The 21,643-nt window shown below is 69.7% G+C and carries 24 protein-coding genes; 15 read left to right on the top strand and 9 right to left on the bottom strand.

Annotated features, from left to right (window positions below; genetic code table 11):
* The first annotated feature begins 159 nt into the window (after positions 1 to 159).
* From ACIBEI_RS41655 to ACIBEI_RS41665, 3 genes are all read left to right on the top strand, one after another.
* Positions 160 to 633 carry a DUF6082 family protein gene (locus ACIBEI_RS41655; protein WP_398896028.1) on the top strand — a complete coding sequence of 158 codons (474 nt, stop codon included), beginning with the start codon at positions 160 to 162 and terminating at the stop codon, positions 631 to 633.
* A gap of 136 nt (positions 634 to 769) precedes the next feature.
* Complete coding sequence (locus tag ACIBEI_RS41660) at positions 770 to 940, top strand: hypothetical protein (protein ID WP_398896029.1); 171 nt, start codon at positions 770 to 772, stop codon at positions 938 to 940.
* Positions 937 to 1,584, top strand: coding sequence for an HAD family hydrolase (locus ACIBEI_RS41665; protein ID WP_398896030.1), 648 nt, complete (start codon positions 937 to 939; stop codon positions 1,582 to 1,584). Before ACIBEI_RS41660 ends, ACIBEI_RS41665 begins: the two co-directional genes overlap by 4 nt.
* A gap of 768 nt (positions 1,585 to 2,352) precedes the next feature.
* On the opposite strand, the gene ACIBEI_RS41670 is transcribed toward ACIBEI_RS41665, so the two are convergent.
* The 4 genes from ACIBEI_RS41670 to ACIBEI_RS41685 all read right to left on the bottom strand — a co-directional run bounded on the left by ACIBEI_RS41670 (position 2,353) and on the right by ACIBEI_RS41685 (position 6,704).
* The gene (locus ACIBEI_RS41670; RefSeq protein ID WP_398896032.1) at positions 2,353 to 3,081 is read right to left on the bottom strand and encodes a hypothetical protein; all 729 of its coding nucleotides are present in this window, start codon (positions 3,079 to 3,081) and stop codon (positions 2,353 to 2,355) included.
* 30 nt (positions 3,082 to 3,111) lie between these two features.
* Positions 3,112 to 3,342: a hypothetical protein gene (locus ACIBEI_RS41675; RefSeq protein ID WP_398896033.1), complete on the bottom strand. Its 231-nt coding sequence runs from the start codon at positions 3,340 to 3,342 to the stop codon at positions 3,112 to 3,114.
* Positions 3,343 to 3,551: 209 nt separating this feature from the next.
* The gene (locus ACIBEI_RS41680) at positions 3,552 to 4,469 is read right to left on the bottom strand and encodes a PhzF family phenazine biosynthesis protein (RefSeq protein ID WP_398896034.1); all 918 of its coding nucleotides are present in this window, start codon (positions 4,467 to 4,469) and stop codon (positions 3,552 to 3,554) included.
* 48 nt (positions 4,470 to 4,517) lie between these two features.
* Entirely contained in the window at positions 4,518 to 6,704 is a 2,187-nt protein-coding gene (locus ACIBEI_RS41685; protein ID WP_398896036.1) for a hypothetical protein, read from the bottom strand.
* Between the two features lie 405 nt (positions 6,705 to 7,109).
* Here ACIBEI_RS41685 and ACIBEI_RS41690 point away from each other — a divergent pair, with 405 nt between their 5' ends.
* From ACIBEI_RS41690 to ACIBEI_RS41735, 10 genes are all read left to right on the top strand, one after another.
* Positions 7,110 to 7,247 carry a hypothetical protein gene (locus tag ACIBEI_RS41690; RefSeq protein WP_398896038.1) on the top strand — a complete coding sequence of 46 codons (138 nt, stop codon included), beginning with the start codon at positions 7,110 to 7,112 and terminating at the stop codon, positions 7,245 to 7,247.
* Between the two features lie 98 nt (positions 7,248 to 7,345).
* A complete protein-coding gene (locus tag ACIBEI_RS41695; RefSeq protein WP_398896040.1) occupies positions 7,346 to 7,651 on the top strand; it encodes a hypothetical protein in 306 nt (101 codons plus the stop codon).
* Between the two features lie 218 nt (positions 7,652 to 7,869).
* Positions 7,870 to 8,283 (top strand): hypothetical protein, encoded by a 414-nt coding sequence (locus ACIBEI_RS41700; protein ID WP_398896042.1) that lies wholly within the window; start codon positions 7,870 to 7,872, stop codon positions 8,281 to 8,283.
* Between the two features lie 203 nt (positions 8,284 to 8,486).
* Complete coding sequence (locus ACIBEI_RS41705; protein ID WP_398896043.1) at positions 8,487 to 9,467, top strand: hypothetical protein; 981 nt, start codon at positions 8,487 to 8,489, stop codon at positions 9,465 to 9,467.
* A 195-nt stretch (positions 9,468 to 9,662) separates the two neighbouring features.
* Complete coding sequence (locus ACIBEI_RS41710; protein ID WP_398896044.1) at positions 9,663 to 10,544, top strand: hypothetical protein; 882 nt, start codon at positions 9,663 to 9,665, stop codon at positions 10,542 to 10,544.
* A gap of 408 nt (positions 10,545 to 10,952) precedes the next feature.
* Positions 10,953 to 11,237, top strand: a complete 285-nt coding sequence (locus ACIBEI_RS41715; RefSeq protein WP_398896046.1) for a hypothetical protein — start codon at positions 10,953 to 10,955, stop codon at positions 11,235 to 11,237.
* A gap of 302 nt (positions 11,238 to 11,539) precedes the next feature.
* Complete coding sequence (locus tag ACIBEI_RS41720; protein ID WP_398896047.1) at positions 11,540 to 12,619, top strand: hypothetical protein; 1,080 nt, start codon at positions 11,540 to 11,542, stop codon at positions 12,617 to 12,619.
* A 197-nt stretch (positions 12,620 to 12,816) separates the two neighbouring features.
* On the top strand, positions 12,817 to 13,524 hold the full coding sequence (locus ACIBEI_RS41725; protein ID WP_398896049.1) for an HAD family hydrolase: 708 nt from the start codon (positions 12,817 to 12,819) through the stop codon (positions 13,522 to 13,524).
* Positions 13,525 to 14,041: 517 nt separating this feature from the next.
* Entirely contained in the window at positions 14,042 to 14,470 is a 429-nt protein-coding gene (locus ACIBEI_RS41730) for a hypothetical protein (protein ID WP_398896050.1), read from the top strand.
* A gap of 183 nt (positions 14,471 to 14,653) precedes the next feature.
* On the top strand, positions 14,654 to 15,274 hold the full coding sequence (locus ACIBEI_RS41735) for a hypothetical protein (protein WP_398896051.1): 621 nt from the start codon (positions 14,654 to 14,656) through the stop codon (positions 15,272 to 15,274).
* A gap of 49 nt (positions 15,275 to 15,323) precedes the next feature.
* Here ACIBEI_RS41735 and ACIBEI_RS41740 read toward each other — a convergent pair whose 3' ends face one another.
* From ACIBEI_RS41740 to ACIBEI_RS41750, 3 genes are all read right to left on the bottom strand, one after another.
* Positions 15,324 to 15,662, bottom strand: a complete 339-nt coding sequence (locus tag ACIBEI_RS41740) for a hypothetical protein (protein ID WP_398896052.1) — start codon at positions 15,660 to 15,662, stop codon at positions 15,324 to 15,326.
* A gap of 151 nt (positions 15,663 to 15,813) precedes the next feature.
* On the bottom strand, positions 15,814 to 16,068 hold the full coding sequence (locus tag ACIBEI_RS41745) for a hypothetical protein (RefSeq protein WP_398896054.1): 255 nt from the start codon (positions 16,066 to 16,068) through the stop codon (positions 15,814 to 15,816).
* 136 nt (positions 16,069 to 16,204) lie between these two features.
* Positions 16,205 to 17,257: a hypothetical protein gene (locus ACIBEI_RS41750; RefSeq protein WP_398896055.1), complete on the bottom strand. Its 1,053-nt coding sequence runs from the start codon at positions 17,255 to 17,257 to the stop codon at positions 16,205 to 16,207.
* Positions 17,258 to 17,703: 446 nt separating this feature from the next.
* On the opposite strand from ACIBEI_RS41750, the gene ACIBEI_RS41755 reads away from it, so the two are divergent.
* Both ACIBEI_RS41755 and ACIBEI_RS41760 read left to right on the top strand, forming a co-directional pair.
* The gene (locus ACIBEI_RS41755; protein WP_398896056.1) at positions 17,704 to 18,456 is read left to right on the top strand and encodes a 7-carboxy-7-deazaguanine synthase QueE; all 753 of its coding nucleotides are present in this window, start codon (positions 17,704 to 17,706) and stop codon (positions 18,454 to 18,456) included.
* A 139-nt stretch (positions 18,457 to 18,595) separates the two neighbouring features.
* Positions 18,596 to 18,946, top strand: coding sequence for a hypothetical protein (locus tag ACIBEI_RS41760; protein ID WP_398896057.1), 351 nt, complete (start codon positions 18,596 to 18,598; stop codon positions 18,944 to 18,946).
* 82 nt (positions 18,947 to 19,028) lie between these two features.
* On the opposite strand, the gene ACIBEI_RS41765 is transcribed toward ACIBEI_RS41760, so the two are convergent.
* The gene (locus tag ACIBEI_RS41765; protein ID WP_398896059.1) at positions 19,029 to 20,180 is read right to left on the bottom strand and encodes a helicase associated domain-containing protein; all 1,152 of its coding nucleotides are present in this window, start codon (positions 20,178 to 20,180) and stop codon (positions 19,029 to 19,031) included.
* Positions 20,177 to 21,520, bottom strand: coding sequence for a hypothetical protein (locus tag ACIBEI_RS41770; RefSeq protein ID WP_398896060.1), 1,344 nt, complete (start codon positions 21,518 to 21,520; stop codon positions 20,177 to 20,179). Before ACIBEI_RS41770 ends, ACIBEI_RS41765 begins: the two co-directional genes overlap by 4 nt.
* Positions 21,521 to 21,643 lie beyond the last annotated feature (123 nt).

Below are 21,643 nucleotides of genomic sequence, written 5' to 3' on the forward strand. Positions count from 1 at the left end.
CAGGCGCTGTCTCTCAGCGAGTTCATGACGCGATGCGTACGGGGCCGCGCCGCTCGGCGGCCGGTTTGCGCCGGAGTCCGTGGCGGTCTTGCCGTGTCCGGCCCGGCCGGGGACGATCGAGCGGCACCATGCTCACCTCACCGGCCCACTCAACGTCCCTTGGGGGTACTCGTGTTTGCCGCGCTCCTCGCCAGCTTCGCCTTGAACATCGTGGCCGTGGCCCTGGTCATCGTCGCCGTCCTGCAGCGGCGGTCCCAGTCCCGGGAGGAGCTGCGGGTGCAGGCGCTGCAGCTGCACGTGGAGCTGCTGCGGCACGCAGCCACGGACCCGGACCTGGCCCGCCTGTGGGCGACCGAGCGGCTCGACGGGCTCACTGACGACGAGATCCGCACCCACCTGTATCTGAACGCCCGGGTGACCGCGCTGGAGATCCAGTGGGAGACGGGCGGGCTGACGCCCGCCCACCTGACTGCGGCTGCCGAGGCCGTACTTGCCACCGAGGCCGGGCGCCGCTACTGGGAGCGCGGGCGCGACGTGCGTGCGAAGGTCGCCGAGGGGACGAAGAAGCAGGCGTTCCACCGGGCGTTCGAGGAGGCGTACCGCAGCCGCTACGGCACGCCCGTGGCCGGCTGAGCGCAGGACGAGAACCGGTAGCCCTACTGCGGCTCACCCTCTCCGCATCCATCGCCTGTGGGTTACGCCCTGGCTGGGCCTCCATGTCGCTGTGTGAGCAGGAACGGACCGCTTCCGGCGCCGGTCCGGCACCCGGATGCAGACCACGGCACGCACGCTGCGGATCGCCGGGGCTCGGGTCGCGGGCGCCCTGTACGTGCTGGGGTGCCCCGGAGGCAGGACCATGCTTGCCGAGCACAACGTCACCCGCCACTCCCTGCTGACCGAAGCCGACCTTCCGAGCCTGCAGGAGAGTGAGCGGGCATGAAGCGCGCCGCGCTCTTTGACCTCGACGGCGTCCTCGCCGACAGCCACCAGGCGATGCGCGCCACTCTCGCTGGCTTCGCCACCTTCCACCTCGGTCGGCGGATCAGCCCCGCCGACCTGCCGGAGGACGCGGCGATCAGCTCGCATGAGCAGGTACTCGCCGATCTCGGGGCGAAGGGCGAGCTGAACGAGGAAGCCTGGGACGCGGCTGCCGCGACCGCCACCCTCGCCGCCACCGTGTTCCCGTATGTCCCCGGCACGCTCACCGCGCTCCGGACCGAGCGAATCGCGACCGGGCTCGTCACCTCGCGCACACAGCGCCGGGTCCCCTGGCTGCTGGGGCCCGAGATCCTCGACCTTCTCGATGTGATCGTGTGCAGCGACGACGCCCCGCTCAAGCCCGCCCCCGACGGGATCCTGCTCGCGCTGCGCAAGCTGTCCGTCGCGCCCGAGGACGCGGTCTTCCTCGGCGACACGGAGTCCGACATCCGGGCCGGCCTGGCCGCCGGAGTCACCGCGCTCGGCGCCGGATGGGGCTTCACCAGCTCCGAACGGCTCCGCCAGGCCGGGGCCCACCAGGTTCTTGCCGATCCGGCCGAGATCCTGCCCGCCGTACTCGACCCGGCATGGACCGGCCTGAAGTGATCTTGATGCGCGACTCGCTACTTCCTGCGCAAGCGGTTGGATGCACTGGCCACCGCCGAAGACGAGCTCGCCCGGCTTACGCGCGGCCGAGCTATACCAGCAGGCCGAACACCTTGCGAGCCAAGCCCAGCCCGCCGGGGACAGCCCGGGCCCGCCGCATCACCGGGATCGCCCCGGAGGAACTGCGTGGATCGCAGCCGACGTAGTGGCCCGGATCCCGCACGACCGCGCGGTCGTCGTCCTTGGCGCCGAGCAGGATGGAAAGGCGCTGCTGGTCGCCGGGGTCTCGGCCAGGAGGCCGTCGAGGCCAGCCAAGTCCTCACCGAGGCCGCTCGCGTGGTCGGCGGAGGATCCGGTGGCCAACGCCAGCGGCTGACAGCCCGAGCACCTCGACCAGGCACTGGAATCTGCCGGCGGGAAGCTGACCAGCTCCTTGCCTGCAGCTGAGCACGGCTGCCCCGGGACGGACAACCACCGCCCCGGGGCACCGCTCACCGCGTCAGTTGCACGATCCGTACGGCGCAATGCGCGTCGGGGTGTTCGGCAGCGATCGAACCTGCGCGTTGTGCTGGAGCATCCTTCGGCACCACCGCGCCGAGGGAGCTGGCGGACGACAGCGGGCCGTCGCGGAGCATCAACCAGGCGATGTCTCCAGCCTGCTGGGCTCGGGGCCGACCTCGACTGAGCTGCGCGGCCTTGCCGAGCGCAGTGGCGTGCTGACCTGAAACGCCTGATGTTGGATGCCGAGGAGTCGCCGCCGGCGCGGGGCTACTGGTCGTGCGGGACGAGATCGTCAGTCCGTACGATGACGCGCTCGCCGTGCGGGCCTGGGGCCTCCATCCTGATCTCCCCTTCGAGCGTGGACATCACCACGCGCCGCGGGCCTTCTTCCTGCCCCGGAATTGTGAGGACAACCTCGTAGCCAGGCGGCGGTCCGGGCTTCACCGTGCGGTTCTCGTCGTCCATCAGCCAGGCGGCGGCGACCACTTCGCCACACCGCCCTTCGTCTTCCCCGCGGACCACCCGCACCGGCGTACGTGGCGTATAGCCCGCCGGCCGCTCGGCGGTGAGTGCCACCTGCGCCAGCGAGCTGGCCCAGCCCGTCACCACGTCGACCGCGGGAAGTGAGGAACCCCGCCCGATCCCGCGCGGCATTCCTCCGCTGTTGGCCAGCGCGGGTTCCCTCGGCCACCGACGGATCAACCAAGCCCACTCGGAGGCGGCTTCCCCGGGCTGCGCGTCCTCAGCTCCCAACCCGGCCTCCGCACCGAGCTCGTAGACCGTTGAGGGCCCTTGGTCCAGATGCCAAAGGATGCTGCCGATCTCCACCTCGGCCGCTGGTCGGCCTTGGCGCTTGCCCAGGCATGCAAGGGCCACCGCGAGTACACCGCGAATCGCCCGCCCGTCCCACGTGTCGGCCGGGTGATGCCCCAACGCTGCGATCTGGTCGGCGCGTTCCACCGCCTGCGTCCATTCCACCGGGCGTTCCTCCGTCATCTCGCGGATCGCGAGGTCGTCCCATCGGCACTACTCGTGGGTGTCTGCGTCGGTTCCGGGCTTAAAGCGGGTGCGCAGGCGTGGGGTCGGCCAGGATGCCGCACCGGCGCCCGCCTTTGCCTCGCCGCCTTCCGGCTGCGCATGGTTCACGGACGTCACCTGTCGGGCCAGCGATCGGTTGGCGACGACCAGGTAGACCAGGCCGAGCGCGAGGCCGGCCCATCCCACTGCGAAGGCTGGCGTGCTGTCGGCGTTCATCATGATCGTGGCTCCGAGGCCGGCGCTGAGTACAGCCCACCCCCAGTAGGGGTACGGGTGGTGTGCGCGCTGTTGCATGAGCTCCTCCTACGGCTGGGTCGGACGGGCCGGTGCGGCTCGTCGGCGTCGGGTGCCACTGCGGTCGTCCCGGGCGGGCTGATGCTGAAGGGCGTCGGCCAGGAGGCCCCGACGAGGAGACCGCCGCACCGAATCTACTCATCTGCGAGGTGAGTTGCCGGGGAGTTCGGGTACGGACGGTCCGTTGTGGCGAGGCGGAGCCGGCCGGAGCCGATCAGGCAGACACCGCCGCCGACGCGGATCGAGCCGATCTCGTCCTGGTCGGCCTGCGCCACGGCCCGGAGCGTGGATGGCCGGTTCACGGCTTCGCCCTGGCTGAGAACGATCTCCGTCCCGGACGTGAGGAGTTGGTGGCGTACGAGGTGGGCGGCGAGTGGGCCGGCCGCCGATCCGCACGCGGGGTCCTCGGGGACACGGTCGTAGGGGGAGAACATGCGGGTGACGGCCGTGGTCGCGCCGGTGAGCGCGAAGACGTTGATGCGGGCGCGCCCGGGCCCGGCCGCGCGTCCGAGGGCGGGGAAGTCGGGCTCGATGGCGCGCACGTCATCGGGGGACTCGGCCATCACGTACAGGTGGGGGATGCCCGCGTTGTAGAGGGTGATGGGCAGCACGCTGCGCTTGAGGCCGAGGACGTCCACCAGGTCTTCGGCCTGGCTGTCGGGAATGGGGGAAATCGTGGGCAGCGGCTGGTCCATCCACGCGGTGAAGCGGTCCTCGCTCAGTCTTTGTGTGGTGACCGGGACGGGGCCGACGTTCGTCTCCAGCCGCACGGTGAGCGCGTCGTCATCGTGGTGTTGGGCCAGAACGGCCGCGGTGCCCAGTAGGGGATGGCCGGCGAAGTCCACCTCGGTGACGGTGCTGAAGAGCCGCACGCGTGCGTCGCCGCCGGCCTCGGGTGGCTGAAGGAAGACGGTCTCGGAGAGGTTCATCTCCAGCGCGATGGCCTGCATCAGCCGGCCGTCGCGGGCTGAGGGGGTGTCAGCGAACACGGCGAGTTGGTTGCCGCCTGTTAAGGGAGCGTCGGTGAAGACGTCGGCAAGGTCGTAGCGCACGAAGGATCTCCTGGAGTGGTCGGCAGACAGCGGCGCCCGCGGGCGGCGTCAGAAGCGGATGTCGTAGACAGAGCGCGGGCCGATCACGGCGTCGAGGCCAGCCGTCAGCGCAGGTACGAACTGCTCGCTGTAGGGGTGGACGCGTACCGGGGTGCACAAATGCCGCCACATTCCGGCGACGGGATCGTCGTCCGCGTCGAGGTCGTGGCCGAGCGCCTCGAGGCGTGCGGCCCACAGGTGGGGTGCCTCGACCGCGGGTTCGGCTGCACCGTCCGTGGCGGGGGAGGGCAGCAGGGCGAGGACCTGGTCCTTGCTGATCTGGTCGACGCCGGTGTCGGCTTCACGGGCCAGCAAGTACTGGGCGAGAGCGAGGGCGGCGCAGCCGTCGCGCAGCCGACCGTCCCGCACCCGGTAGTCCTTGAACCAGGGAGCGGCCAGATCGAGCATGCGGGCCCAGGCCGCTTGCCACGCCTCCGGGCCTGTTGCGCCCTGCCAGGACCGCAGCCGGTCCAGGAGAAGTTGTCGGCTCGGGGCCCACCGGTCGCTTTCCTCTTTCAGGTCTGCGAGGAAGGCGCGTGCGGCGGTGGCCAGTCGAGTGCCGTCGTCGCTGTCCCGGACCGCCGGGGCCGACAGCACGTAGGTGATCTTGAGGAGGAGGAGCGTGAGAGCGTTACCGCCGTGCCGCTCGGGCAGCCGCGGGCGCAGGACCGTCGTCAGGGCCTGCGCGAGATCGCCCTGCTCCAGGTCGATCGCCTCGGCGAGCTCGACCGTATCGGCGTCGGGGCCCAGGTAGGACCGGGAGGAACGACGGCTCCGCTCGCGCTCTTGGAGTTCCGCGAGCGAGGGCATGAGTCGACGGGCGCCGTAGGCCGGATCGGCTTCACACAGGATCAGCCGCTTCAGGACGCGACGGCCCAGGTCGTTCGGGTCCGCGTCGAAAGGGGACATGATCGTGACGCCGCAACTGCAGTGCAGCGTGAGCGGATCACCCCAGCGCCCCTCGGCGAGGAAGTTCTCCCGGCTCGTGCAGGCCGGACAGGCGAACGCCTCCAGGCCCGTCTCGTTGTCGTAGGGAGGGGTGCCGCTGATGGAGGAGTCCTCGGAGATGTTCTCATTCCACCGGGCGACGTCGGCGTCCCACCGTGTCAGCAGGATCCGGTCGACGTTGATCTGCCACATGTGATCGTCGGGTTGGCTCTTGGGGGCGCTTTCGGTGGGCCGGTCCTCGCTGTAGCCGATGCGGGGCAGCGCGACACGGCGTCCCTCTCCTGGCGTGCTGGGGGAGGGGGTTGACACCGGGGTCTGGCTGCCGCCGCTGACCGCGGCAAGCCGGTGCTCGACGGAGCACTCGTGGCCTGTGTCGCGCAGCCCGTACGGGCAGTTCCTGGAATGAAGCGTGAGGATGTGGCGGGCATAGCTGCACAGGTCGGTGATGAAGGCGCGGTCGCGGCGGGCGAGCCGCTTGATCGGCGCGGTGGTGGCGTCCGCGTCCGGCGGCGCCACGAACACGCGCAGGATCTCCTCGGTCCGCTCCAGGTCCTTCAGTACCGGCAACGCGCGGGTGAAGACGAGGCCCTTGATCGTTTCGGTGCTCACCTCGTCCTTGCGAGCCTGATGGTGGAGCACCGCGCCGAGGAGCAGCGTCACCGCATCAGCACCGGTGCCCTTCAGCCCGGCCTCACGCTGACCGAACTGGTACTTCTGCCAGGTCTCGGTCAGCTCCCGGTCAACCATCGGCGCCGCCTGGAGCGACCAGCCGACCAGCACAAGGCCGATCGCGCAGCACAGCTGGGCCAGCGTCTCCGTGTCATCGAGGCCCTCCGAGTGCGCGACGGTGAGGTGGCCGATCAGCAAGTCGAGCGCATCGCCGGCCGCGGCCCGCCGCTCTGCGGGTGTCATCTGCTCGCACAGCTCGAACAGCGGCTCACCGGCGGTGACGGCCCGCACCAGACGCTTCAGCTCGGGAGCGGAGGGGCCGAAACCGTCGTCGTCATCGGTCATGAACCCGGGCAGCTCACCGCGATAGACGCGCAGCGCCGTCAGCCGGGAGAAGCTCACCAGCCGGACGAGACAGGCCAGGTCAGCGGCGACCTCGTCCAGATGCTCGGCCACGCACTCGCTGCCCTTGAGCGCGGCACCCACCAACGCGCCGAGGAGCTGCTCGTTGACTGCCCGCCCCTCGGCGTCCGTCGGTCCCCCGGGCAGCTCCACCGACCCGTGCTGGTGCGCACCCATTCCGGCCCCCTCCTTCGCCGGCTCCGCCCGGACAGCGAATGCGCGGCTCTCTCTCGTCGATCACAGCGTAGAGGCCGCCCGCGAACCCCTCCAACCGCCAACGCCTTTTCAAGAAATGGCAGATGACGGGCGGGCAGCGCCCTGTCCCGCGGCGGCGCCAACGCCAGAACGGGAACGCAAGGGTCAAACCGCCCGATTCAGGCTTCCTTTGCGTCCCCGACCTCACGTGAATTCGCGGAGGCATGGCACCGCATGCCGAAGCACAGCATGATCGTGGCGACCCCGTATCGACGTACGTACCGGGGTGAAGCGGCACTGCCCGTGGGGCCGAGAACTTTGAGGGGGGAGCGGCGGAGGTGCTGACCAGAACCGGCCACGGAGGCGGCCACCCGACTGCACACCGAGTTGCAGGCGCTCGCCGCCGGATGCACTCCGCCGGCGCTCCAGACCGAACAAGACCACCTTGCCGCCCGGGAGCCGATCGGCACCCATCTCGATGTCCTCCTCGACCTCACCGAGGAGGCCCAGTTGATCCGCCCCTGAAGCCCGGTGTGCCAGCGCACGCGGGCGGCACCGGCAGGCAGGACATCCCGGGCCGAGACAAGCCCAATGTGAGTACCGCCGACGAAGGACGACACGACGTGACGGACCTCCCTGAACCCGAAATGGCCACCGTGCGGATCCCGAAGGCCGCCCAGGAGGCGTTCGCAGCAGCCGTCGCCGCCGAGGTCGTCGCGACCTTCAAGGACGACAGTGGCCTGGACTGGTATTACGCGTGGGGGACGCGAGAGGTCGACCATCTCGAGGTCGCCCTCCTGCCCGGCGGCGACGAGGTCATGCTGCGGATGTCCTCCTCCCGGGCCGCGACCATCGTCTGCCCGATCGAGCGGTGGTACGAACTGGTCGGCCGGATGACTCCGCCCGGGCAGGGACCGCGGGATGCCTGACCCTGACCGACCCCGGCGTACGTTGGGCGGCCCCTGGTTGAGGTCGTCTGCGTACTGGCAGAGTGTCTGACAGACGCGGGGGACCATGCGAGAGGAGCGGGGCAGACGTGAGGTGGAGCCGATGGAGGCGGGGAAGGCCCGGAAGGGGCGAATCCGCGCAGCAGGTGGCAGCCCGCCGAGCGCAGCTCGCGCTCGCTGACCTGGCTCCGCTGGTATGGATGTACACCGACGGGGAGCACGACTTGGACCAGGGGGTCGGGGAGGTCGTCGAACACAGTGCCGAGGTGTACCGGGTCGTCGAGGAGCTGTTCACTGCACTCGAACCCGATCATCCCTTGTTCACGGCCGCCATCGAGGCGGGCAGGGCGGCTTCGGACCTTTCCCTGACCCGTGAGAGCTGGGCAGACTTCTGCGCCCAGCATGCTCTGCCCGGCCAGGATGAGCCGACGGACCTCGCAGATCGGGCATGGCCCGATCCTTCCAAGCTGCACGCGTGGCCGCGCTATGAGGTGGCCCGTGCCAGGACACGACGGGCACTTGAGGCACTGACCGAACTCCAGGCCCAGCTCACCCAGTACGTCGGTCACGACGTCCCCGGCGCGCCGCGTACCGTTTCGGCGGCGGAACTCTGAGAGCGACGCCGAGATACCGCGTGAGCAGGGCAAGGCCGTTTCCCGAGGACTGCTCGGCCGTTTACGGGGCGGGCAGAGCACCGTGCCGGATCCCTGGTCGGGTGTCCTCGGTCCCGGTTGGCCGAAACCCAGGCCGGTCGCCTTTCGGCGCCGACAAGCACGTCAAGCTCCAGAGTTAGCCGAGCAGTAGAAGGGAAAACTTGGTGACGCAAAGCCGGCGCTGGATCGACTCCCTCGATCCCGAAGACCTCACTGTCGAGGTCCCCGCAGGCCTGACCATGCAAGTGACACATCCGGAGAACTGGAAGAAGCACGAACAGCCGGTCGCCTGCCCGTGGTGCCACACCACCTCTGGCCTCACCCTGCGCACGGGGGCCCGCGACGCCGTCATCCGCTGTCCCCAGAACCACGCCTGGACCGACAGCGGTCTGCCGACCGCCGCAGTGCGCCAGCTCTACGCCCTCGCCAAGTACGGCAGCATCCCGGACGACGCGCCCTTCCGTATCCCGAAGACCGTAGAGGGCGCGTGGCTATGGCTGTTCCTCGGCTCGGACGTGCCTGGCCGCCCCAGCACTCCAGCGGCCCTACTTCCGGCAGTCGGTTTCCCCGGGGCCCGGCGTCTGGACGACCTTGAGCTGAGCGACCCGGCGCAGCCGCTGCTGCTGCGCTCAGCCCTGTTTTCGTGGGGGCTTTTGGCCTGGGCGCTGCCTCACCACGGCACACTCTTCGAGCGCCTGGTCCTCGACTTCCGCGGCGAGTGTGACGCCCGCACAGTCGGATTGGCACTGTGGCAACTGCTTCACGACACCGCCATCAGCGGGCGACTGCCGACGACCGATGCCGGGGAGCCGCCCCGGGGGGACCCGTTGATGACGCTGGACCTGGCGGACCTCGCTGCCCGTCTGAACCCGGATGACACCTCCACCGCCCCGCTTCGGGAGAAGTTGAGAACCCCGCCCCCCGACGTCACGGACATGCTCACGAAAGCCGACGCGGCCCGGCTGCACGAGTGCAGCAGCCAGGAGTGGACTGAGGCCTGCGCCCTGGCCCACTTGACCTTGGCCGTCCACTTGCGTCACACCCGCATCGCCCGGGCGTACACCACTGCATACGGCTCCCTGACCGCGTTCGTCCGCCCGCGACTGCTCGACTGCTGGGCGATCACTGCCGTAACTCCCCCCTGAGGACGGATGGTTTCCGGCGAGCCAACTCCCATGCGCGCGTTACCCGTTCGAGGCGGCTGCCCCGGCCTCGGGTGAGTCAGCTCGCGAGAGCACCCTTGCGGACAGCCGTGGCGCTACCCAGGGCGCTGCAAGCGGAAGACCAGATCGGGTCCACTGCTCCGGCTCCCGGCACCCCGACCGTCTAAGGTGCTGCCCATGGATGCTGACGTGATTGCGGCTCAGCTCCGCACTGCGGTCTTCCCCGACCGCTGGACTGAGTGCACGACGTGGGCCGCCGGACTCGAATCCTGGCACTCCTGTGTCCGGGTGGAGGACTGGTCGCCGGCCGAAGGCTACGAGGAAGAGCACACCGCAGGGGTGAAGGCCCTGATCGCGTGCGCTCTTCACCAGGCGGCAGGCGACGACACCCCGTCGATCCGGCGCACTCCGCTCGCCAGGGCCGCGCGCCTCCTGGTCGATGCGCCGACCGCCGTCGCCACCGTGGAATCCCTTCCGAAAGCGCCACCGGGCAAGCTGGCCTCCCATCTCGCCGCCGTGGTCGAGCAGCTGGAGCACGGGAACGTCGAGCTCAAGGCGCAGATTCTCCACACCATCGGGCGCGCCCACCAGGTCCTGGCCGCCCACGCGGTAGGCGGCGCGTGCGTGGTCGACCGCATACCCGCGCTCGCCCGGGCAGCCAGCATCGGGATAGCACTCACCGACGACACTTATGCGCAGCCCGCCTACCCCGGTGCACCTTCGCTGAGGCAGCACATCGCTCTGGCACGGCAGCTGGGGGAATCCCACGCTCTCGCTGAGCTGAGCGGTCAGCTCTGGACACCGGCCGACCGACGCTCCCAGCTGCTGCAGACCGCGGCCGTCGCCGACCGGTGGCTGCTGGCCTGGGGACCGGACGACCAGCCCGCACACCGCGCCGAACAAGCACGGGCTGCTGCCGCCGCACTCCTCCAGCACGATCAGGAACACGACACGAGCGATGCGACACCAGACATCGGAATCAGATCGCACGACCCCCGCACGTACGTGCGGGGGCAGTACGCCCTCTGGACCGCGGCCGGCACGCCGGGAGGGTTTTGAGGCCGCAGGCTGATACCGACAGTAGAGCCGGACGCCGTGCTGTGTGCCCCCGACGCCGATTCCACGCCCGAGCCGAACCGCCCTGCAGCCGCCGGGCGCTCAACCCAGCTTGAGCCCTGGGCGCCTATCCAGCCACCCGCAGGTCAGCGCCACGAAGACTTCGGCCGCCTCATCCAGCCGCTCCCGCGCCTCCATCCGTGCACAGTGCAGGTGTGGCGGCAGACCGGTTCCAGGGCCGGGAAGAGGCTTGCTCTCACGCGGCAGCTGATATCTGCAGCAGCCGCGTTGGCACCAGTTATGGAGATTCTTCGGTGCGCCTCAGGCACAGCGGGGATGGAAATCGGGTGACCGGCCGGGCGATGTAAGCGCCGTCCGGCAACATGGCGCACACACCTGGAGAGGACGGGCATGAACGAGACCGTTGAACAGCCGCGTTGGACGCTCGGGTACGAGGCGGAGGGGAGTATGGACGCCGCCTGGACCCTCCGGCACGGCGCCGACGCCGACACGGTCGTCTACGAGACGACGGATCGGATCGGCCCCGATGACGCAGAGTTGGCGAAGCGCTGGGCCGAGGACTACCTGCAGACGACGTTCGAGGACCGAGATATCGACATCGAGTGGGAGCCGCACCATCCCGGCCCGGGAGCGTCCCCGGACTTTTTCACCGCGCTCATCGACGACACGCCCTGACTGCACGAGGGGGATCCTCAGTGAGGTGCGACGTGAGGTCCGGTACACCGGTTTGGGCACGTGGGGGCCTGTAGCGGCTTAGGGTTGCGGGTGGGTATGGAGAGGGGGCAACCCGTGTGTGAACAACCGCAGGCAGCAGTGGATGCCCGGAAGATCGTCGGTGGTCCTGGCCGCGATGGAGCCGCCGTGTGCCTGGGCCCTGAACCCGGCGGGCGTTCCGGCCAGTACACCCGGGTCGGTTCCTTGCGTACGATGCCTACCCAGGCCGCGCAGGCCGCCGTCGTGCGAGAGAACTGAACATCATGGCCAGACCTTTGATCGTGATGCCCACGGTGGAGAGCCCGATCCGCCAGGTCGACGTGGACGGGGCGGCCGCGTTCGCTGAGCGGGTCTTCGACCCCGCCCGGCTTCAGCCACTGGTGCTCGTTTCGACCTCCCGCCCGCATGGCGACGGGCCGTTGATCTCGCCGGACGCTCTCTACGCCCGGTTGGACGGGGCGGCCGAGGTAGCCGTCACCACTGGCAACGCAGCCAGCCGAGCGCTGTCCGGGTATCTCGCCCAGTTCAACACCTGGGGCGGCGCGGTCCGCCTCTACCTGCCCGACGCGTCCCCCAGGGACCCCTGGCAGCGGCACCCGCTCTTCCAGGTCGACCCACGCCATCCCGACCAGGACTTCCAGTACATCGTCGCTCGCGTACGTACCGCAGCCGGGCTGCATCCGGCGACGTCTGCGGCGTCATCCACGCTGACGGCCGTGCGTACGGCGCCGGAGACGGTGTGCGACACCCACGAGCATGCCGGCGCTGACGACGAGCGTGGGGCCGCCGAACTCACCCGGCTGGCCGGGCAGGTCGCAGACAAGGAACGGCGGCTGCGCGAACAGACAGAGACGATCGCCGACCTGCGCCAGCAGCTCCAGAAACTCGGCAAGAAGCTTCGTGCCGCCGACCGCGACAGCTACCTGCCGCCCGTGCCCCAGGTGTACGACGATCCCGAGCGGCAGTTCCGCTACGAGATCGAACAGCACTGGCTGTGGACCGTTCCCGAGACCGACCGCGACGAACACCCGCTCACCGACTACCGATTGGGGCGGGACTGGCTGGCCGCGCTGGAGGCCATCGAGCTCGTCGATCGCAACAAGATCCTCGACGTGGTCGTGGAAGTCCTCACCGGCAGGGCCGTCGGCAGCGCCGCCCGGCGCCCGCGCCGCATGCGCATAGCCGGCTCTGCCCCACGCACCCGCGCAGACGGGGCGATCGCCTGGCGCTGCGACATCAAACAGGGCACGGCCGCCGCCCCACGGCTCATGTACTGGAGACTGCCCGACAACACCGTGGAGTTGGGACGTGTCGCCGCACACGACGACATGCAACTCCGCTGATGTCGGGCGGCACCGAAGATTTCAGTAGGCGGGCCCCTGGTCTCGGCCCTGAAATCGTCCGTGCGGTGGTCTGGCTCACAGTCGCCGCGCGGAGGGTCTCAGTAGACGACGGCGCTGGCGCGCTCGCCTGAACCGGTGCCCTTTTCGTGATGGGCAGTTCGGCAGACGCGGCATTGTTGGATGCCTAGTCTGACCGAGTGACGAAGACGGTGGCGGCGGTCCTGTGGGACTTCGCCTGGACTCTCATGGCCCCCGAGCCGACGGGCCGTTGGCTGGCGAGGGGCTTGGCCGAGGCCGGGGTACAGGTGCAGGCGGAAGAGCAGGCCGCGTGGGCGGCGAAGGCCGCGGCAGCGGGTTTTCCTGGCCCGGCGACGCCACGCCGCGACCTGACGCCGGACCAACTCGCGGCGTGGCGGCACCGCGCGCTGGGTCCGGAGATCCATGAGGCTGTCTATCGGGACCTCCTGGAACGGGCCGGGCTGCCGTGGCCCCAGGCAGCGCAGGCCCTCTACCGCCGGCACATGACTGCCGATGGATGGCAGCGGTACCCGGATGCGGTCGATGTCTTGAAGCGGCTGACCGCAGCCGGGTTGGCCTGCGGCGTCGTGAGCAACATCGGATGGGACATCCGTGTGCCACTCGATTCCGCCGGGCTGCTTCCGTACCTGGGCACGGTCGTGTGCTCCTACGAGGAGGGTGTCCGCAAGCCAGATCCGGCGTTGTTCGCCATAGCCTGCGAGCGCCTGGGCGTCGACCCGGCCAGGACCCTGATGGTCGGCGACAGCCCGCACGCAGATTCCGGGGGTGAGGCGCTGGGTATCCGCACCGTGCCGGTCTCCAAGCAGCCGCCCGACTGTCGCCCCGCCGGCCTGCTGCCGGTCCTCGCGGCAGCACAACTCCGCTGATCACCGGCTTCCACCCCGAGGACCGCCACCCCCGCAGACAGGATGGTCATGCCACTCGAACCAGAGGTCCCCGACTGCCTTCCCCAACCGCCCCGGGATGCCCCGTGGGACTGGGCCGCCGCAGCGGATGTCCCACCGGAGAACGAGGCGACTATCGAGCGGCTCCACACCGTGAACCAGTGGTACAACGCGCAGATTCTCAAGATCGCGTTCACCCAGACCACTCGCGACAGTGAATCACGCCTTCGAGAACTGCGAGCCGAACGGGAGGCGTGCAGAGCCGACCTGGACACGCTGTGGACAGCTGAGCCCTTGATGGCCATCGAGCTCGAACACGAGTGGCCATACCCCTCCCACACGGTCGGGCCGGACCACGTCCGAGACACCCCGACGCATCGCAATCCCGGGAATCGGCTGTAGCGTTGAGCGAGCGGCCGTCCCGGGCGACCGAGTTCCTGTGACCTGGTCGCACGGGGACGGCGGCCGTCGGCCCCGTCCCCGTGCGAAGGCGAGGAGCATGAGTCCGACAGCGCCCTCCACCTCCCGAATCCGCGGCACCGGAGAAGTACGCCCCGAGTTCTTCCAGCCCGTCCCCGTGTCCGAGGCTTCCTACGATCACCTGGCCGCCGCTCTGACCCGCCAGATCATCGCCCTGCTCAAGGACGGCACCATCCGGCCCGGCGACGTGCTGTACCAACTCTCCGCGATCATGGACGTGCTCACCCGCGGTCACTCCTCCACCGCACGGCGGCGCATGGCCGGCAGCGAGACGGGGACGGTCACCGACTACGTCGCCCGCCGCTACGGTCTCCTGCGGCACAGGCCGGTCCGCGTCGACGACCCAACCCCTCCGAACCACCCCAACCCTCCTCGCTGCTGGGAGATAAGCGCAGCGGCTCCGCTGCTTGTCCCCGTCGTCGAGCAAGAACTCGGCCGACCCGCCTGAGCCGTCACCGACGGTACCCCGAGGCGTTGTCACAACCACAACGCCCCGGCAGCGGACGTGACACGGTTGGGTCCGTCGCACAGCGGCCCATGACTCCGGGCCGGGCGGGCCGGGCAGTCCGCCCGGTCGTTGCGTAGTACGGACGGCGCCGCCCCGGGCACCGCAACGAGACGAGGTGGGCCGATGTCAGCAGCAGTGACTGCGCAGTCGCGGGCCGGGCAGCGGCGCATCGGCGCCACGATCAGGATCTCCGGCGTGCTCAACGGCGACGGGCTCGCGCTGTGGCGGGAGGCAGGCTGCGGCGAGCTCAAGGCCACCGCCGCCGAACTCGGCAGGGATCTGGACCTGCTGGAGGTACCGTACGAGCTCGTGACGGCCTGCCGCTTCCCGCTGGCCAACTCGGGGGACAAGCGGCTGCGGCGTGGCGAGGAGGTCCGGATTGCCAGGAAGGACCTGACGCACCTGGTGCGGTGGATGCCCTCGCTGAAGGAGTCCATCGAGCAGATCCCCGACGACTGCCCGGGTTTCGGCTTCACCGTCTTCCAGCCGCGGGCCGAGGGCATGGTGGCCATGGGGTTTGCCCTGGCGGCGGACTGGCCGGCCTGGACGGCCAAGCAGGCCCGCGCGGCGGGGCTGATGTGCGCCGAGTGTGACAACGACCCTCGCCAGCGCGAGGAGCGGCTGCCGTACAACATCCCGCTGCCCGAGAAGCCCAACAAGCTCCGCCTCGTGTGCGGGCGGTGCTGCAACAACGGCCTGGACGAGATCGAGCGCCTTGCCGCGCTCGCCGGGCAGCCGTCATGACCGCCGCCGAAGACCAGGGCGGCCTCAGCGGCCGACCGTCCAGGTCCGGTCACACGGCCAGAGCGATTTCCTCGGTGAACGGGATGGTGGCGCCAGGGGCGACCGGCGGGGGCAGGACGTCGTCTGGGCCGTTGCCGCCGCCGTCGATCCGGCGCAGAGCCCAGTGGTTGTACCCGGCCAGACACGGGCCGTCCGGCCCGGTGCACAGGATGCCGCAGCCGGTGCAGTTGGTCTCGATCGCGTTGACGTCGATCGTGTAGTCGAAGTCCTCGAACGAGTCGGCTCCGTTGGCGGTGACCACGGCGAGTGCTCCGGGCGCGTGCGGGTTGCCGGTGATCATGACGCGGGTGCCGACCTGATACAGGCGGTCGCGCGGAACAGTCTTCATGACGATCCCAACGATCCTCCCCCGAACGGGTGACGGTCCGGCGCCCGGACGGCCGTGATCGATCTTATAGCCAACGGCTGTTCCGATGTTCCGACCGCCCGAAGGGCGTCCGCAAAGGGGGAAGAGCAGCGGCCTGCGCCCGCAGCTCGGCTCAGTTGGGCTTCTGGTTTTGCAAGGAACTGCTCAATGCCGCGAGCCCGAACACGACCGCAGCCAACACGAATGGGGGCGCGCCCCTCTCGCCCGTCGCCCACTCATATCCGAAGTACAGCATTGTCAGGCCGTTGAACGACAGGACCAGCGGCGCCAAGGACGCGGCGACCGTCAGGATGCTTCCTGCCGACTTCGAGCCGGTCCGTGCCCATATCAGTGCCGCCGGAACGATCACGTAAGGCACTGAGTTCACCAGCACTAGAGCAAGCAACACCGCAGTCTCTCCCTCCAACTCACCGATGCAGGCACAAAGTTCGACCTTACCGTCGCCTCACTCCTGCCCGAGCTGCCTGCCGTAGTTTCTGCGGCATCCGCTCGACCGGGGAGACCTACGCCCACGCTCTTGCCGACCGCACGTCCGTGACAGGACGGTGAGCACGGACGGCCTGCCCGCAGATGTCGGTCGCGCGGCCGAGTGGGTCCGCTCGGCTCGGGGGAGGGCTTGTCAGTCGAAGAGAGGTCGGCTGATTCGGTCCAGGTGGGCGCTGAACTCCTGGCGCATGTACCTGGTCGGATTGTCCGTCCACTGAGGATCGTCGGCTAGCGCGGGGCCCGTTCCGGAGGCATGCTCGCGGTCCCAGTCGAGCAGGGCGCGGCTGAACTTTCTCGGCTTGGGCTTGGGCGTCGTCGGACGGGCGCTCGCTCCGGCCGAGGGTGATGCGGTCGGTGAGGGCCGCGCGTTGCAGGAGGAAGTCCCGCCGGCGACCAGGATCCGTTGTCCCGGTCGTCTGGTCGGCCAGGAGTATGGCCTGCAGGTTGTTGACCGCCTGCATGTGCATCTCGACGGGCTGGGCACGCTCGTACACGAGGGAATCCGGTGCCAGGAGAACGTCGGTGGAGGAAACGCCCTTCTGGATGTCGTCCAGGAGCTGGTTGGTCTCCAGCACGGCGCGCAGCCGGTCGCCGACCGCGTGCGCGTACTCGGCGTGCACGACCAAGACGTCGCGGGCCTGCTCGATGATGAACTCGCCCTTGCTGCGTGTGCTGTCGTCGCTGGCGTCGATCCACCGCGGGATGGAGTGCAGCAGCGACGCCAGCTTGATGTCCGGGGGCGCGGCCTGGACCAGGATGTCGAGGACGCTGTCGCCGAGCCGGGCGGACGCCGGGGCGAGCGGGATGGCCAGCAGCTCAGCCCCGTTGGGTGCATCCAACTGCTGCTCGACTGCGGTCGCATGCAGGGCGCTGGCGATCACCGCACCGACATGGTGGATGTACGTCTGGGCCTGGTCCTGGAGGTCCTGAAGCGGAGCCCAAGTGGTGGGGCGGTTGGCGAGGTGCCAGGAGACCAGTCCGGAGGCCCACATGCGGCACCCATCCCAGGCCGAGGGGAACCGTGCCTCCTTCATCTGCTGCAGCAGTTCGTCGACGTCGCCAGCATCCATAGCCGGACCGTACGTGCTCAGCCGGAGACGCGCTGATCAAACGGCGAAACTGGCCAGGGCAAGCCCTCGGCACAACCGGGGCGAGATACCGGATATGCCTTGTCAAGCGCCGCCTGGATCAGGGACGAGATTGATGAGGTGGCTCAGCCGGTCGACGAACGAGCTCACCACCCGTCACATGGCCCGTGATGCCCAGATATTCGGTGTCGGGCCCTCCACCGCCATGCAGAGCTCCATGCCCATACCGTCGCTCGTGCTCCGCTCGGCGTTGTAGTGTCAACGCCCGGCAGCAGCCTACGCATGCCTGCCGGATTCCCCGAACTTCCCTTACATCACCGCCAGTTGGACCGGCCGGTTCTGCGGCGCTCGCATGGGCTGCCGTGGTCGGCTCGGCGCGATGCGGCCGACGCCTGCTTGTGGTGGTCCCGGCTCAGGAGAGAGGACAGATGCTCAGGATCAGCCAGGTTTTCGGGCCGACGGTTCAGGGCGAAGGGAGCGCAGCTGGGCGGCACTGTCTGTTCGTGCGGACCTTCGACTGCAATCTGGGCTGCACCTGGTGTGACACGGCGTACACGTGGGCCGTGACGGAGGAGAAGGCGGCCAAGACCCGCAGCGGCAAGCGGTACGAGCACGATGACCCGGCGTACGGCCTGAAAGTGATGGAGCCGGCCGAGGTCATGGACCGGTTGCGGGCCCTGTGGGAAGTCGAAACGCGGCCGACGATCATCGTTGTTTCGGGCGGGGAGCCGATGATGCAGCAGCGGGGGCTGGTGCCCCTGTTGCAGCGGCTGAGTGGTTGCGGCAACGAAGTGCACATCGAGACGGCCGGCACGATCGCGCCGGTCGCCGAGTTCGACGCGTGCGTCACGCAGTACAACGTGTCGCCGAAACTGGCCAACTCCGGCAACCGACTGTCGAAGCGATACAAGCCGGCGGTGCTTGCCGCGCTCCGGGACACGGAGAAAGCGTGGTTCAAGTTCGTCGTCACACAGGACTACGAGACCGACCTGGAAGAGGTAGACCGCATCGTCGCGGACGTGCCCGTGCCGACGCAGCGCGTGATGGTGATGCCGGAAGGATCGGACCGCCGCACGAACATCGCCACAGCGCAGAAGACAGTCGACGCGGCCCTGGCCCGCGGATACGGACTGTCGTTCCGTACCCACGTCCTCCTGTGGAACGACGACCCCGACCGGTAGAGAGCACCAGACCTGGGCAGGGCCGAAGCTGTCCTCCCGATGCGGCCCGGGAACAGCGGCCGGTTGGCGTTGTGACCGTGACCGTTGATCAGGTAGACAGGCGTGCGATACGCGCATGAATCCAAAAGGGGAGGGCGTAGTGAGCACAGCCTGGGCGCTCGTCGGCGGCGTCGCCGCCTTGGGCATCGCTGCCCTCCTCCGGATAGTCGTCCGCACTCTCCGCCAACTTGCCCGGAAGGACATACGCCGCGATCTGATCGCGCTCGGCCCAGCGCAGAAAGCCGCCGGGCTACTGGCGAAGGCGGGCGCCGCGACGTTCGCGTTCGCAGCACCTGGCGCCGATGGCCGCGAGTTGATGTTCGGCTGGCTGTGGTGGCGCACGGAGCTCGATTCGGACGGGGAGATCCGCCGCGACATGGGGTGGGCACTGACGTACCGCCGGGCGGGTCGGGCGGCGGGCCTTCCTGTCAGCGTGAAGGCGCGGAGTTGAGTTCGTCGTTGCGCCCGCCAGGACGGGTCTGGCGGATCCCGTCGGCACCGACTCCTAGTCGGTGCTGGGCCGGGACCGGCCGCTACGCGCTGTCCCCAGTGATCTGGAGGGTGTCCAGGCTGAGGAAATGGTTCAGCTCGGGCACCGTGTCCCCGTCGTACTGCGGGGGAAGCTCGCACATCGGGTACACCGCCAGCAGTGGCGGCCCACCGCCGGTCTGCTCGTCCTCCTCCGCCACTGTCCAGCGCAGAGCCCTGACCGAGTGGTACCACCGGTCGCCGAAGTCGAACAGGTACGTCCCGCTGTGGCCGGGGGCAAGGAACCCGGCCACAGCAGCCCCGGCACCGGCCCCGCTTCCCTCGCCACCGTCCGAAAGGGAAGCGGCCGAACGCGTCCAGTCCCAGTAGCCCCAGGGCAGGTCGACGTCGATCCCGTCCACGCCGCCGCGCGACGGCCAGCTCTCGCGGTACAGCCGGTGCCCGGGAGAGAAGCTGAAGCAGGCCTTGTGCTGCTCGGTCCGGGCATACACGCGGTCGATCGCGGTGGCCAGGTCCATCCAGTTGTGGCGGCGCCCCAGGACCAGCGTGAAGGCCTCGTCCGGATCGTGATAGTCGCCGCTGACCATCACCACCAGCCCCCGGCCGGGGTCCGGTTCCTCGAACCGGTGGATAGCTGGCGCCCGTTCCGCCCGGCACAGCCGCTCGTCGGCCTCGACGAGCTGGCGCAAATTCCGCCCGGCGCGGGTGCGGTCGTGCTCGCGCGTCCGCGGCCCCGAGAGTTTCGGGTTGCCCGCGCGGGGAGCGGGCAGCCAGCTGAAGCCCGGGACGGCCTCCAGCTCGGCGGCCCGCTCCTCGGTAAGCCGGCCCTGACGACGGCGGCGTCGCTGCTCGTAGACCCACTCGCCCAGCGGCAGCGCGTCGACCATCTCCCCGCGCGGGGGCATCCGCCGATGCTCGGCCAGGTAGTCCTCCAGGGCGTCGAGCTGATCGGCCCACCGGTCCTGCCGGGCATTCCAGGACCAGCCCGGCAGCTCCTCCAGGGCCCGGACCTGTGCTGGGGTCAGCTGTTCGCGGCGTTGTCGGCACTTGTTGACCCACCTCCCCAGCGCCAGCCCCTGGTAGCGGCTGCGCTGAGGGACATCGGTGTCGCCGTGCTCTCCGGCCCAGGACCGCAGCAGGGCCAGACCCCGGGACCACTGCTCCGAGACGTCCACCGCCTCAGGCTCGCTGGTCACGCCCGGCCTCCCCCGGTGGCGGTAGTGCGCACCGGCCACCCCAACGCCTCAGCGACGGCCTCCACGCCCAAGGTCAACGTCAAGTAGGCGTCGGCTCCGCCCGACAGATCGCTGCCGACCTGCTCGAAGGCGTCCTCGAGGGAGTCGATCGCGAACCGGTCCACCGCATGCCAGGGCGAACGCCGCCCGGGCCGTTCCTGTGCCTGGGTGCCCAGGCACACCGCGTAGGCGACGACCGCGGGCCACAGCCGCGCCACGAAATAGTCGTCCGGGTCGTACGCGTCCTCGCCGTCCTCGAGCTCAGCGTCGAGTTCGGCGCCGATCAGGCTCCGCACCTGGCCGGTCAGCTGCGGATGGGCGCGGTCGACGGCCTCGACGACCGCGGCCAGCGAGGCACCCGGACCGAAACCTGCCAGCGCGGCCGGTCGGGCCGCCGGAGGCAAGGGGATCCACAGCCTGCCCGCATCCGCCCAGTGGTCGGCGGCCAGCCGCCGTCCGTCGTCTCCCCGCAGCCGGTCCAGGAAGGCTTGACCGCCGGCGCAGGCCAGCAAGGCGGCCACCGCCGTCCACCCGGCGGGGAGCGTGATGTCCTGGTGGAAGAGCCTGTCCAGGTCCGCCGCCAGCTGAAGGGGGTGCAGATCGACCAGGTCATTGCTGAAGGCGCACGCCGGGCAGACCTGCGGGCGGGCTGCTTCGGTAACGGTGAGCAGGTGGTCCGCCGGGTAGGGGTCGGCGCAGACCTCGCACGCCCGACGGTCGGAGAGCTTGGCGATGTGGGCGGCTCGGGCCGCGGCGAACGCGGCCGAGACCTGTTGGACGAGCTCGGCGGCCGGGGTGGAGCCCGGAAGGGTGAGGACCATCGCCTCTGGCTCAAGGCCCGTGATCCTGGGGGCGATGAACGTCCACTCGGCGTCCTGGGTGAGGTCGTTGTGCCCGGGGTCGTCGGGATCCTCGGGGATCGCCCCGGGCAGCGGACCGCGGTTTCGGGCCAGCAAGGACCGCACGGGACCGGGCCAGCCTGTCCACTGCCCGGACTCGGCCCACCCGTCGGCTTCGACAGGCCAGTGGGCCGCGCGGAAGGCCGTCAGCATCCGCTGCTGGAGGTGTTCGGTGAGGATCGGCCGGGCCTGCGGGCCACGGTGGCGGTCCGGGGCGAGGAGCAGCTCCAGCGCTGCGGTCCGGCCCGCCTGGTCCAGTACCGGCGGCAGCAGCTGCTGGCGGGCCGCCTCGGTGACACGGCGCAGGGCTTCTTGGTATCCGCACCCACAGGCCTGATTGAGGGCTCGGGCGAGTTTCTGCTGGTGGGAGAGTGAGGACTTCTTCTTGCGAGGTCGCGGCATGACCGGCTCCTGTACACAACACCAGCCGGACCGTCCCACCACGAGCCCAGCCGTGTGCACGGATGGTCAAGGAAATGCCTGATCCACGCTCGCCTCCCCGCGGCCGCGGGGTTCACTCCCTTT

The organism is Streptomyces sp. NPDC050988 (genome assembly GCF_044456225.1).
Taxonomy (GTDB): domain Bacteria; phylum Actinomycetota; class Actinomycetes; order Streptomycetales; family Streptomycetaceae; genus Streptomyces.